The sequence below is a fragment of the Cellulomonas cellasea genome (assembly GCF_006538745.1).
GTDB classification, from domain to species: domain Bacteria; phylum Actinomycetota; class Actinomycetes; order Actinomycetales; family Cellulomonadaceae; genus Cellulomonas_A; species Cellulomonas_A cellasea.
In genome coordinates this window covers 178885-191875 of the sequence record NZ_BJLR01000013.1, presented here as the reverse complement: position 1 = coordinate 191875, position 12991 = coordinate 178885, and the positions used below count along the sequence as shown (strand labels likewise).

Here is a 12991-nt window from a genome sequence, read left to right as displayed (position 1 = left end):
ACCTGCTCGGTCCGGGCCGCCGCCGTGCGTGCGTCGCGCGCCGTCAGGTCACGGTTGCGCGGGCGGGGCCGCACTGCCGCTGGGCGCCGGCGTGGGGTGCGTGCCGGTCCAGCTCGAGGCCAGGTGCCACACCTTCATGTCGGTGAGGCGTGCGCGCCCGCCGGTCGAGAACAGCTCGACGCCGTCGCTGCCGCGGGCGGGCAGCACGAGGTCGGTGATCGCGACCTGCCCCTCGCCTGCGAACACCTCGACCGAGGACCGGTCGACCAGCACCCGGAGCGTGACGTTCCCGTACGCGTCGGGCTCGAGGGGTGCGCGCTCGATGCTGGGGAACGCCGGGCTGAACCCGACGGCGCCGGAGCGCGTGCGGTCGACGTACAGCTCGCTGCGCTCGACGTCGTAGCCGATCACGGTCTGCTCCCCGTCACCGACCCGCACGTGCAGGCCGAACTGCTCCGCGTCGCCCGGGCGGAACGTCGCCTGGATCTCGAGCTGGTCGCCCGAGGCCCGCTCCGTGACCGGCGTGACGCCGGGCTCCAGGGTGGTGCGCTTCACCGGGACCGCGCGGTTCCGCAGGGACCGGAGCTCGGGGACCGGGGTGGACCGCAGGCGCGGCTGCCCGTCGGTCGTGACGAGGGTCAGGTCGCGCGGCACCGACATGGCGCTGCGCCACGGGTCGGTCGGGACGGCGTTGGCGTACTGCCAGTTGCTCATCCAGCCGATCATGACGCGGCGGTCGTCGGGCAGGCCGTTGAAGGTGACGCCGGCGTAGAAGTCCCGCCCGCGGTCGAGCCAGTGCGCCCGCTGGGTCGCGGAGAGCGCCGGCTCGTCGGCGAACGTGAACTGGTCGGCCAGGACGTGGCCCCAGCCGCCGGTGCTGTTGTCGACGAGCTGGATCCGGACGTCCTGCCCGACGAGGTCGCGCACGTCCCAGCCGGTCCAGTCGAGCGTCTCGCTGCTGGGGCCGGTGGCGGTGCGCACGACCTCGTCGCCGACGAGCAGGTTGACCGACGTCTCGACCGACACGGGGTGCGACGCCTCGGGCGAGAACATGACGTGGTCGACCAGGACGTGCCCCCACCCGCTCGTGTTGTTGTCGACCACCTGGATCTGCGCCTGCTTGCCGACCAGCTCCGACACGTCCCACGCGACCCAGTTCAGGGCCTCGCTGTCCTGCCCGGTCGCGCTCTGCACGACCTCGCCGTCGACCACGAGGTTCACGGCCGTGGCGTCGGTGCCGTCCCCGGTGTACGGGTGGTAGCCGCCGCCGACGAGCAGGTTGATGAAGCCCTGCTCGATGGTGAACGTCGGTGAGGTGACGGTGCCCGTGGCCGCGTCGTGGTCGGTGAACGTGTTGACCAGCCGCTCGCCCTGGTACCCGCTGACGGCCTGCTGGTCACCGATCGTCCCCGGGCGCGGGCCGTCGCCGGCGAAGTCGCCGGTGGCCGTCCAGCCCTCGCCCCACGTGCTGCCCTCGAAGTCCGCGAGCACCGTGCCGGGCGGCAGCGTCGGGTCGAGCGTGGTCCCCTCGACGCGCGGGTGCGTCCCGCCGCCGACGAGGAAGTTGAGGTAGTCGCCGGTCACCGTGACCTCCGGGGACGTGAGGGTCCCCCGGGAGCCGTCGCCGCCATGGAAGCTGTTGGCGAGCTGCGCGCCCTCGAACCCGGCGACGCCGGCCTGCCCGGGCAGGTCGCCCGTGCTGGGGGCGTCACCGAACGCGGTGCCGGTCGCGGTCCAGTCGCCGTACGTCGCGCCCTCGAAGCCCTCGAGGACCGTGCCCGCCGGCGGGGTGTAGGTCGGCGGGTCGTCGGACGTGAAGGTGGTCCCGTCGAAGTCGCCGACGAAGTACTGCGTGCCCGAGCCGCCGGCGATGCCGCCGGGGTTGAGGCTCACGACCATGACCCACTTCACGTTGCCCGGGTCGCCGTCCACGGCGAGCGGGAACAGGTCGGGGCACTCCCACGCACCCCCGACGGCGCCGGCCGGGCCGAAGTCGCTGAGGTGCGTCCACTCCGTGAGGTTCGTCGACCCGTAGATCGCGACCTTGTGCTCCGGGGCCCGGACGACGACCATCCGCCACTCCTGCGTGGGCTCGTGCCAGAACACCTTCGGGTCGCGGAAGTCGCGCGAGCCGATGTCCAGCACCGGGTTCCCGTCGTGCTTGGTCCAGGTCTTCCCGTCGTCGGTGCTGTACGCGAGGGACTGGGCCTGGATGCCCGGCAGCGTGGGGTGCATCAGCGTGTACGCGCTCGTGTAGACCGCGACGAGCGGCGGGTCCTCCGCGGTGCCGAAGCCCGAGGTGTTGCCGTGGTCGACGACGACCGACCCCGAGAAGATGTCCTCGATCGGCTGCCCCTGCTCGTCGAAGCCCTGGCCGATCGCGACCGGCTGCTCGGTCCAGTGCACGAGGTCGGGCGACGTCGCGTGCCCCCAGCTCATGTTGCCCCACGTGTTCCCGAACGGGTTGTGCTGGAAGAACAGGTGGTAGACGCCCTCGTGGTAGACGAGCCCGTTGGGGTCGTTGAGCCAGTTCTCCTGCGCGCTGAAGTGGTACTGCGGGCGCAGGTCCTGGTCGTACGCCGCGGGCGGTCCCGGTCGCGACGCGGCGGCCGGAGCTCCCGGGGTCAGCGCCGCGGCGAACGCGACGGCGGAGGCGACGGCGAGCAGCCGTCGTCCGGTGCGACGGCGTGGAGCCGCCTCGGTGTGCTGGTCCTTGCGGTGCATGGTTCTACTCCCCCGTGAGCCGGTGGCGCGCGTGCGGCGCCATGCCGGAGCTGATGTCGTACCCGGCGAGCACGAGCCGTTCGCCGTCCCAGGTGACGGGCACCGGGTCCCCGATGCCGCCGACGAAGGCGCCGTCGTCGTCCTCGTTGCGGAACGCCAGGAGGTTCCACCGCCCGGCGCGGTCCTCGACGAGGCGCCCCGCGTACCAGCGGTGGTCGGTCAGCCGGGTGGCGCGCCCGACGTCGAACGGCCCGGTGGGCGAGTCGACCGGCAGGCTCCAGATCCCGCCGCGGTCGTCGGTCGCCCGCCGCCCGTCCGACAGCTCCGCCCCCAGGCAGCTGAACAGCAGCACGAGCCGGCCCTCGACCTCGGCGAGCTGGAGCACCTCGAGCTGGCCGAAGCCGGTGTCCGGGGCGCTCAGCGGCGCCCGGACGTCCCAGCGGTCGAGGTCGGTCGACACGGCGTGCCCGACGACCCCGCGCCCGCGCGGCTCCCCGTCGCGGGCCCGGGCGGTGAGCAGCATGTGCCACTCGTCGCCCGACCGGAACACCCAGGGGTCCCGCCAGGTCTCGTTGTCCCAGGCCGAGTCGCCGAGCCGCTCGTACCAGGTGGGGTCGGCCTCCAGGACCGGGGCGCCGGCGTCCCGGGTCCAGGTCAGCAGGTCGCGGGACCGCGCCACGGAGATGCGCTGGACCTCGGGCCGGGCGCGGCTGCACCCGGTGTAGAAGAGGCGCCAGTCGCCGTCGGGGCCGCGCAGCACCGACCCGGTCCAGATGGCCAGGTCGTCGAACGCGGGCCCGTCGGACGGGACGAACGCGTCGGCGAGCTCCGTCCAGGTGTGCAGGTCGTCGGAGACCGCGTGCCCCACGCTCGCCCGCAGGTGGCGACGGTCGGGGTCGATCAGGGCCCGGGAGGCCTTGAGGTAGAAGGCGTGGAACTGCCGTCCGTCGTCGACGAACCACATGTCCCAGGTCCAGGCGTCAGGGAGGAGGTGCATCGCTCAGCCCTTCACGCCGCTGGACGCGATCGAGCTGATGAACGACCGCTGGAACGCCAGGAACAGGGCCAGCACCGGGAGGGTGATCATCGACGCGTACGCCATGATCTGGCCCCACGAGACGTTGAGCTGGAAGAAGTACTGGATGCCGACCATGACCGGCCGCAGGTCCTCGGTCTGCACGACCATGAGCGGCCAGAGGTAGGAGTTCCACGCCGGCAGGAACGTGAGGATCGCGACGGTCGCGATCGCCGGCCCGGACAGCGGCATGATCACCCGGCGGTAGATGCTGAACCACCCCGCGCCGTCCATGCGGGCCGCCTCGTCGAGGTCCTTCGGGATGCTCGAGAAGTACTGGTAGAAGAGGTAGATCGAGAACGCGTTCGCGACGAACGGCAGGATCTGGACGCGGTAGGTGTCGAGCCAGCCGCTGGTCAGGGCCAGGGAGAACCCGTTGAGCTCGAGCCACGGGAGCTTGTTGACCCACCAGACGAGCGGCAGGGCGAGCGTCTCGAACGGCACGATCAGCGTCGCGATGATGGCGGTCAGCACGAGCTGCTGGCCGCGCCAGCGCAGCCGCGACAGGGCGAACGCCGCCATCGAGTTCACGACGAGCCCGAGCACGACGGTCACCGCGGCGATGCCGACGGAGTTCAGCAGGAACCGCGCGAACGGCACCCGCTCGAAGACCCCGGCGTAGTTCTCGAGCGTCAGGGGCCCGACGGGCAGGAACGCCCGCCAGCTCCCCAGGTCCGCGAAGATCCGCAGGTCCGGCTTGAGCGAGGACACGAACAGGAACAGCAGCGGCAGGGCGAACACCAGCGCGAGCAGCACGCGCAGGACCAGCACGCCGACGGTCGCGCGGCGCGAGCGGGCCCGCTTGCCGGCACGGGTGGGCACGGGCACGACGCGGGCGGCGCGCACGGCGCCCGCGGCGGGGACGGCTCCCGCGGTGGGGACGGTGGCGGTCATCTCAGACCTTCTCCCGGGTCAGGTAGCGCTGGACGGCGGCCACGACGAGCACCAGGACGAAGAACACCAGGGAGATCGCCGACGCGTAGCCGGTCGCGAGCTGCTGGTAGCCGGTGCGCACGGCCATGAACACGACCGTGGTCGTCGAGTCGAGCGGGCCGCCCTGGGTCATCACGCTGATCTGCGTGAACAGGCTGAGCGCCGCGATCGTGATGGTGATGAGGACGAACGTGCGGGTCGCCACGAGGCTCGGCCAGGTGATCCAGCGGAACCTCGCCCAGCCCGTCGCGCCGTCCAGCGCGCCCGCCTCGTACAGCTCCGCGGGGATGGTCTGCAGGCCCGAGAGCCAGATGAGCATGTGGAACCCGACCGCCTGCCAGACCGACATCACGATGATCGCGCCGAGCGCGGTGCGCGGGTCGTTGAGCCAGTCGATCGGCGTGTAGTGACCGAACGACGCGATCGAGATCAGCCGGTTGAGCAGGCCGTCCTCCTGGTAGAGGAACCGCCACAGCAGCGAGACCACGACCATCGAGGTCACGACGGGCACGAAGTAGATGGTCCGGAAGAAGGTCGTCCCGCGGACCTTCGCGTTGACCAGCAGCGCGAGCCCGAGGGCGAGCCCGGCCTGCACCGGGACGACGACCAGGGCGAAGACGAGGGTGTTGCGCAGCGACGCCCAGAAGACGGGGTCCTGGCTCAGGTTGACGAAGTTGTCGAGACCGACGAACCGGGCCGGGCGCGGGGAGATGAGGCGGGCGTTGGTGAAGGCCAGCGCGAACGCGAGGCCCACGGGGACGACCAGGAAGGTCGTGAGCAGGAGGCCGGCGGGGCCGACCATCCACGAGGCGGTCCGGGCCTCGTGCGACCGCCCGGAGGTGGCGCGGCGGTCGCCGCGGTGGAGCAGGCCGCGGCGCGGGCGGGTCGCGAGGACGCGGCCGGGCGCGACGGAGCTGGGGGTGACCATGGGAGTCCTGTCCCTGGGCCGTGCCCAGGCGTGCCGGGACGTGCCGGCACGCCGGGCGCCGGCGTCAGAAGGCGTAGTCGTCGTTCTGCCGGATGTCGTTGTCGATGTCGGCCGCGGCCTGGTCGAGGATCTGCTGGACGTCGCCGCCGGAGAGGATGTCCGAGACGGCCTTCTGGAACGTCGAGGAGATGAACGGGTACGCCGGGGTCACGGGGCGCACGAGCGCGAAGTCCTTCGCCATGTCGCGGAAGACGGCCGCCTTGCCGCCCTCGGCGTAGTCGGGCATCGCCGCCGCGGCCTCGTCGGTCGCGGGGATGACGCCCAGGGTGTCGGCGAGCTCGACCACGTAGTCGCTCTGGAGCGCGAACTCGAGGTAGGCCTGCGCCGCGGCGGGGTCGGAGCAGCCCGAGGTCATGCCCCACTGCCAGGACCCGCCGCCGATCTTCGGGCCCTCGCCGAGGTCCGGCGGCGGCAGGACGACGGCGTCGTCGCCGAACGCCTCGGTCACCGTCGGGTTGGCCCAGCTGCCCGAGTACAGGATGGCGCTCTGGCCGTTGACGAAGTCGGCGGTCGCGTCGCTCCCCGACCGCGCCGACATGTAGCCGTCGTCGACGAGGTGCTGCATCCACTCGCCCCACGCGACCGCCTCGGGCCCGTTGAGCACGCCCTCGGCGCTCGTGTACGTCTCGCGGTCGACGAGGTCCCCGCCGAAGCTCTGCAGGAACGGCGAGTACGCGTACGGCAGCCACTCCCCCGTCCCGCCCGTGCCCAGGTCGAGCGGGTACGGGAACTGGCCGGTGGCCTTGAGGTCCGCCAGCACGTCGTCGAGCTCCTGCTCGGTCCACGGCTCGTCCATCGTCGGGATCCGCGCCCCGACCGACTCCAGGACCGACCGCTTGCTGTACATCGCGAGCGCGACGTCGTAGTGGCCGTACGTGTAGACCTGCCCGTCGACGGTGCCGACGGTGCTCTCGAGCTGGCCGTCGAACGTCCCCTCGGGCAGGTCGAGCGGCGCGAGGTACCCGGCCCAGGCCCAGTTCGGGACGTTCGGCGCGTCGATGTCGACGATGCACGGGAGCTTCTTCGCCGACGCGGCGGCGACCACGGCGTCGTTGTAGGACGCCTGCGGGAACGACTGCAGCTCGACCGTGTACTCGTCCTGGCTCGCGTTGAAGTCGGCGACGATCTGCTCGTCGATCGCGAGCTCGGCGTCGTTGCCGCCGTTGTGGGTCCACAGGGTGATCGAGCCGTCACCCGACCCGCCCGACCCGCCGGCGCCGCCCGAGCCGCCGGAGCACGCCGCCAGGGTCGCGGCGCCGGTGACAACTATGCTGGCCGCCACGAGGCGACGGATGGTGTTGCGAGACACGAGTTCCTCCAGATCACTGCTGTGGATCGACGGTGGTCCTCGAGGGCGCGCTGCAACGCACCCTCGTGGTGATCGGTGTCGCCTCTCCGGGTGCTACCGGAGAGGCGACGTCACCGACGCCCGGTGCACGACCGGGCCTCGGAGGTGGGCGGTGCGCCGCGGCGGCGCCTGGCCGTCGGGTGCGTCGACGAGCGTGTACAGCTGCTCGGCAGCCCAGGCGCCCATCTCGTGGTGGGGCAGGGCGATCGTGGTCAGGCCCGGCGCGACCGACTCCGCGAGCAGCTCGACGTTGTCGAAGCCGATGACCGAGAGGTCCTCGGGCACGCGCAGGCCCAGGTCGGCCGCCGCCAGGTAGACGCCCAGCGCGACCTGGTCGTTGAACCCGAACACCGCGGTCGGCCGGTCGGGCCGGTCGAGCAGCTCGCGCGCGACGGGACGTGCCGCGACCGCCCGGGGCTCGGAGCGCACGACGGGGACCGCGCTCGCGGGGAGCCCCGCCTCGGCGCACCGGGCGAGGAAGCCGGCGGGGCGCTCGGCGCTCGCGGGGATCTCGTCGGCGTCGTTCACCATCGCCAGGCGGCGGTGCCCGGCCGCGAGCAGGACCTCGGCGGCGTCCCACCCGCCGGCGAACTCGTCGGGAGCGACCCAGGAGACGTCCTCGTCCGGGCACTCGGCGTTGAGCACGACCACGGGGACGCCCGCGAGCTCGGGCGGCAGCTCGACGACCCGGTGGTACATCGCGGCGTAGAGGATGCCGTCGACGCGCCGGTCGAGCAGCGCCCGGATCTCGCGGCGCTCGAGCTCCCGGTCGTAGCCCGAGTTGGTGAGCAGGACGATGTTGTCGCGGGCGCGGGCGACGTCCTGCGCGCCCTGGATGAGCTGCCCGGCGAACGGCGAGGTGGCGATCTCGTCGGACACGAAGCCGATCGACTGCGACCGCTGGGTGCGCAGCGTGCGTGCCGCGGCGTTCGCCGCGTAGCCGAGCTGCTCGGCGGCCTCACGGACACGGTGCCGCGTGTGCTCGGGGATCCGGCGGCCGGGCACCTTGTTGAGGACGAGCGACACGGTCGTCGTCGAGACGCCCGCCGCTTCCGCGACGTCCTTGATCGTGATGCGCCGTTGCATGAGATCCCCGAGGCTTGGTCAATCGTTTATCCGAGTGGTCAAACGATGTACCGGATGTCCGGGGATGTCAACAGTCGGCACGGACCGATCGCCCGGACCCTCGGCCGTCGGCGCGCGCGCCGAACGCCGGGCACCCTGGCTCCGCCCTCCGGCGCCAGCGCGCGAGGGCCCCGCCGACGCCGGTCGTTGCCCGATCGCGTGGTCCGGCGGCGACCGGTCCCCCGGAGCCTTGGCAGCCTCCCCGGCCCTCGCCAGAGTGGTGCCATGACCACCACCGCCGGACTGCCCGCCACCTTCGACGGCGACGTCCTCGTCCCCGGCTCGCCCGGGTACGACGCCGCGCGCACCGTCTGGAACGGCGCCGTCGACCGCCGCCCCGCGTACGTCGTCCGGTGCGCCGGCAGCGACGACGTCCGCACCGCCGTGCGGGTCGCGCGCGAGCTCGGCCTGCCGCTCGGCGTGCGCGGCGGCGGGCACAGCGCCGCGGGCTGGGCGGTGCCGGACGGCGGGCTCATGATCGACCTGACCCCGCTGCGGGGCGTGCGCGTCGACCCCGGCGCCCGCACGGCGCACGTGGGGGGCGGGGCGCTGCTCGGGTCGCTCGACGCCGCCGCGCAGGAGCACGGGCTCGCGACGACGGCGGGGATCGTCTCGCACACCGGCATCGGCGGGCTCGCGCTCGGGGGCGGCGTCGGCTGGCTGGCCCGGCAGGTCGGGCTGACCTGCGACAACGCGCTCGGGTACGAGGTCGTGACCGCCGAGGGCGAGCTGGTCCGCGCGACGCCCGACGAGCACCCCGACCTGTTCTGGGCGCTGCGCGGCGGCGGCGGCAACTTCGGCGTCGTGACGCGCTTCGACCTCGCGCTGCACGACACCGGCACACAGGCGCTCACCGCCGAGGTCGACCTCGACCCCGCGCGCGGGCTCGACGCGCTCCGGGCCTGGCTGACGCGGGCGCACGACGCCCCGCGGCGCGCGACCCTCTACGCGGAGGTGCGCGCCGGCGGACCGCTCACGCTCGCCCTCGTCTGGGTCGGCCCGCCCGACGAGGCGGCGCCGCTCGTCGCCGAGCTCGACGGGCTGGCGGGGCTCGGCGGGCGCGACGGGCTCAGCGGGCTCGACGCCGCGCCGGCCCGCCGGGTCACGCCGCTGAGCTACCTCGACCTGCAGCGGCGGTCCGACGTCGGCGCGGCGCACGGCTACCGGCGCTACGCGAAGAGCCACTACGTCCGGGAGCTGCCCGACCCGGCGCTCGAGGCGTTCCTCGCCCACACCGAGGCCGACGTGGGCGCCGCGAGCCTCGTCGCGTACGGCGGCGCGATCGCCAACGTCGACCCCGCGGCCACGTCGTTCGCGCACCGCGACGTGCGGTTCGAGTACGGCGTCGGCGCTCGCTGGGAGGACCCCGCCGACGACGAGCGGCACTCCGCGACGTGCCGACGGCTCGCCGCGACGATCGAGCCGTGGAGCGTCGGGGTGTACGTCAACGCGCTCGGCGCCGAGGGCACCGCGGGGGTGCGCCGGGCGTACGGCGCGACGACCTACGCGCGCCTCGGCCGGGTCAAGGCGGCGTGGGACCCGGAGAACGTCTTCCGGCTGAACCAGAACATCCCGCCGCTCGTCAGGACACCGTGATCGCCTTGCTGTCGCTCATCGGGGTGCCGCCCTCGCCGCCGGACTCGTCCGACTCGCTGATCACGACCGTGTACTCCCCCGGCGGCAGCTCGAGCACGAACTCGTACGGCGCGAAGACCTGACCCTCGGCCGTCGTCGTGAAGCCCGCCTGGACCTCGGCGCCCGCGGCGTCGAGCACCGACCACAGCAGGTTCGCCTCGAACACCGCAGCGTCGCCGCGGACCGTCACGGGCGACGTCACGGTCGCGCCGTGCTGCGGCTCGTCGATCTGCACCAGGAGACGCACGTCGAGCGGGTCGGCGCGCGTGACGGGCTCGTCCCACACGACCGCACCCCAGAGCTCGCCGGCCGGCTCGCCCTCGATCGTCAGCAGCACCGGCAGGGAGTCGTCGCCGGCGGCGTCGGCCGCGGTGTGCACCAGCTGCTGGACCATCAGGGCGGCACCCGCCGAGCCGATGCTCGCGGTGCGGGCGTCCTCGCTGAGGTCGACCGACAGCACGCCCCCGGCGACGTCGACGCCGAGCACGGTCGTGGCGGGGTTCCACGGCGTGGAGTAGTCGGGGTCGGTCGGCCCGGCGATCATCTGCTCCACCGCGAGCCGGACGGCGTCGTCCCCGCCTGCGGCAGCCGCCTCCCGCGCCAGCCGGAGCCCGGAACGGGTGTCGAGGAGGTAGTAGACGTCGGCGTCCGAGGGGGCGACGGTCGGCTCCTGCGTCGGCTCGGCCGTCGGTGCGGTGGTCGTCGGCTCCGTGGGCCCGGACGTCGGCTCCCCGCCGGGGTCGTCCGCGCACCCGGCGAGCAGGAGGAGCGGGAGCAGCACGACCACGAGTGATCCGGTGCGGCGCATCTCAGGGCCTCTCCGTGACGACCACAGCCTGCTCCCACGGTCCCACTCGCCGGGGCACGAAGCCAGAGCGGCACGAGGGCTGTCGATGCCGGGCGCAGCCCCCTCCTCCGACGCCCCCTCCGTGGCCGCGCACCCGGCAGCGGCCGGCGTGACAGCGAGGGGCCCGTGCGCGCACCCGGCTGCCGACGCGCGGGCCGCGGTGGACAGTGCGGCAGCGGTGGACAGTGCGGCAGCGGTGGCCAGTGCGGCGGCGGGTGCGGCAGCGGCGGCCGGGCGCGTTCATGTGGTGCCGCCCTTCCCGCGTGTCGCGACCGCCCGCGGTCTAGGGTGGCGAGCGCTCGGCCGGCCGCACCCGACGTCGGCGGACACCGTCAGGCGGCACTCCCCGTCCGGTCCCCGGGACACGGTCGGGACGCGCCGACACCCACGAGCTCCCCGGAGGACCGATGAAGCCCCTCACGAGCACCAGCTCCCCCCGTCGCGCGGCCGCGCTGGGGGTCGTCGCGGTCACGCTCACGGTCGGGGCGGGCGGGGTCGCCTACGCGCTCGCGAACGCCGACCGGCCGCCCGCCGAGATCACGGCGGGCGACGCCGCGCCGCCGGCGGAGGACGTGGCCCGCCCGACGGGCGACCCGACGCCGGCGGACGTGGTCCCGGCGACCGACGTCGTCGCGGGGGCGGACGAGTACACGCAGGAGCGGTCCGACGCGTTCTGGGGTGCGGGCTACTACATGGAGGACGCGGACGCGCTCGCCCAGCTGTGGGACGTCGAGCTCCTCGAGGCCAAGGGGCGGGCGGGGCAGCTGCTGCTCGACGGGCAGCCCGTGCCGGTCGCGCCGGGCTCGTCGCTCGACCTGACGGATCCCGCCGTCATCGCCGGGCTGCAGCTCGAGGCGTACTGGGACGCGGGCTACACCGGCGAGGACGGCGTCGCGCTCGCGGCTCTGTGGGACGTCGAGGTCGGCGAGGCGAAGGCCACCGCGGGCAAGATGCTTCGCGACGGGCAGCCGCTCCCGATCGGCCCGAGCGGCACCCCGGTCTCCTGACCCTCCGCCTCGGCCGGCACTCCACCAACAGGTCCGTCCAGCGCGGCGAGCGGAGGAGGCGCGCCCGCTCGAGCTGGTCCGGGCGGGAGCAGCGGCAGCCCGTCGTCGCGTCGACCCGCGCCGGCGCCGGCGTGCCGAGCGTGTGCACGGACAGGCGGGAGCGGGCAGGCCCTCGGTGCGGTCAGGCGTCGCCGGCCTCGGAGCGCGCGATGCTGCGCCAGTCCCGCGGGGTGAGCCCGTAGGCCACCTTGAAGCGACGCGTGAAGTGCGCGGGGTCGCGGAACCCCCAGCGGCGGGCGATCGAGGCGATCGGGACCTCGACGTCCGAGGCCCGGGCGAGCTCCTCGTGCGCGCCCGCCAGGCGGCGGCCGATGATCCACTGCTCGAGGCTGAAGTCCGCGGCGGCACAGACCCGGAACAGGTGCCGCTCGGAGATGTTGTGCGCCCGCGCGACCGTGGCAGGCGTCAGGTCCCCGTCGCGCAGGTGCTGCTGGACGTACGCCCGGATCTGGACGAGCAGCGTCGCCGCCATCGTGCTCCGCTCGAACCGGACGTCGTGCGCGGCGGACGCGAGCAGGGCACGCAGCAGCTCGACCGAGGCACTGGCAACGCCGGCGGCGGCCGGGTCGGCCGTGACCGCGTCGGTGCTGCGCGCCAGGCCGAGCAGGTGCCGCTGGAACAAGCCGTACAGCGGGCTGGTCCTGAGCTGGCGCGAGGCGGTGCGGACGAGGTGTGCCGGCAGCCCCACCTGCTCGGCGGGGACGGAGATGCAGAACGCCGAGCCCAGCCCGCGCCACGCGTAGTCGTACGGCTTCGTCAGGTCGACGCAGATCAGGCCACCGACCCCCGCGCGGACGTCGGGGTCGGCGTCGTCGTAGTGGATCAGCGACCGGCCGGCCTCCTGGACGGCGATGGCGACCCGGCCGTCGGGGTCGGCCCGGAGGTGACGGCTCTCCCGGGTCATGCGCATCCCGGAGGCCTCGTTGCGCCACACGTCCAGGTCGCCCAGCCGCCACGCCTCGATCCGCGTGAAGACTCGCTCCGGGCCGTCGTCGTAGCGGACCTCGCAGGGAGCGGTCGTGCCCTCCAACGCAGCCGAGATCGCCGGCAGCCGCTCGTTGGTCGCGACGGTCCGCGTGTCCAGCAGCACCACCATGCCGCCCGCCCTTTCCACCGGGGCCGCACGCGGGTCGTACGGCCAAGGGAGTTCGCGCGTTCCGCGGAGGGAGCCGGCCCCTGGCTTGTCCGTGGCTGCCCACAGCAGGTCTGTCACCGACCGGAGCACGGCCGACGCCCCCAGCGAGACCAG

The 12991-nt window shown here is 73.8% G+C and carries 10 protein-coding genes; 2 read left to right on the top strand and 8 right to left on the bottom strand.

Annotated features, from left to right (window positions below; translation table 11 throughout):
• Nucleotides 1-48: 48 nt before the first annotated feature.
• From CCE01nite_RS06520 to CCE01nite_RS06495, 6 genes are all read right to left on the bottom strand, one after another.
• Nucleotides 49-2724, bottom strand: a complete 2676-nt coding sequence (locus CCE01nite_RS06520) for a glycoside hydrolase family 32 protein (protein ID WP_052103294.1) — start codon at nucleotides 2722-2724, stop codon at nucleotides 49-51.
• 4 nt (nucleotides 2725-2728) lie between these two features.
• Entirely contained in the window at nucleotides 2729-3721 is a 993-nt protein-coding gene (locus CCE01nite_RS06515) for a glycoside hydrolase family protein (protein WP_052103296.1), read from the bottom strand.
• Nucleotides 3722-3724: 3 nt separating this feature from the next.
• On the bottom strand, nucleotides 3725-4693 hold the full coding sequence (locus CCE01nite_RS06510) for a carbohydrate ABC transporter permease (protein WP_084142390.1): 969 nt from the start codon (nucleotides 4691-4693) through the stop codon (nucleotides 3725-3727).
• A 1-nt stretch (nucleotide 4694) separates the two neighbouring features.
• Complete coding sequence (locus tag CCE01nite_RS06505; protein WP_084142391.1) at nucleotides 4695-5660, bottom strand: carbohydrate ABC transporter permease; 966 nt, start codon at nucleotides 5658-5660, stop codon at nucleotides 4695-4697.
• Nucleotides 5661-5724: 64 nt separating this feature from the next.
• Nucleotides 5725-7029: a sugar ABC transporter substrate-binding protein gene (locus tag CCE01nite_RS06500; RefSeq protein ID WP_034624389.1), complete on the bottom strand. Its 1305-nt coding sequence runs from the start codon at nucleotides 7027-7029 to the stop codon at nucleotides 5725-5727.
• A gap of 93 nt (nucleotides 7030-7122) precedes the next feature.
• Nucleotides 7123-8154 carry a LacI family DNA-binding transcriptional regulator gene (locus tag CCE01nite_RS06495; protein ID WP_034624391.1) on the bottom strand — a complete coding sequence of 344 codons (1032 nt, stop codon included), beginning with the start codon at nucleotides 8152-8154 and terminating at the stop codon, nucleotides 7123-7125.
• A gap of 264 nt (nucleotides 8155-8418) precedes the next feature.
• Between CCE01nite_RS06495 and CCE01nite_RS06490 the strand changes: the two genes are divergently transcribed.
• Nucleotides 8419-9789, top strand: coding sequence for an FAD-binding oxidoreductase (locus tag CCE01nite_RS06490; protein WP_034624394.1), 1371 nt, complete (start codon nucleotides 8419-8421; stop codon nucleotides 9787-9789).
• Here CCE01nite_RS06490 and CCE01nite_RS06485 read toward each other — a convergent pair.
• On the bottom strand, nucleotides 9776-10636 hold the full coding sequence (locus tag CCE01nite_RS06485; RefSeq protein WP_084142392.1) for a Gmad2 immunoglobulin-like domain-containing protein: 861 nt from the start codon (nucleotides 10634-10636) through the stop codon (nucleotides 9776-9778). The genes CCE01nite_RS06490 and CCE01nite_RS06485 overlap by 14 nt on opposite strands.
• Before the next feature lie 446 nt (nucleotides 10637-11082).
• On the opposite strand from CCE01nite_RS06485, the gene CCE01nite_RS06480 reads away from it, so the two are divergent.
• A complete protein-coding gene (locus tag CCE01nite_RS06480) occupies nucleotides 11083-11682 on the top strand; it encodes a hypothetical protein (protein WP_034624401.1) in 600 nt (199 codons plus the stop codon).
• A 181-nt stretch (nucleotides 11683-11863) separates the two neighbouring features.
• On the opposite strand, the gene CCE01nite_RS06475 is transcribed toward CCE01nite_RS06480, so the two are convergent.
• Nucleotides 11864-12838, bottom strand: a complete 975-nt coding sequence (locus CCE01nite_RS06475) for a helix-turn-helix domain-containing protein (protein WP_034624404.1) — start codon at nucleotides 12836-12838, stop codon at nucleotides 11864-11866.
• Nucleotides 12839-12991: the final 153 nt, after the last annotated feature.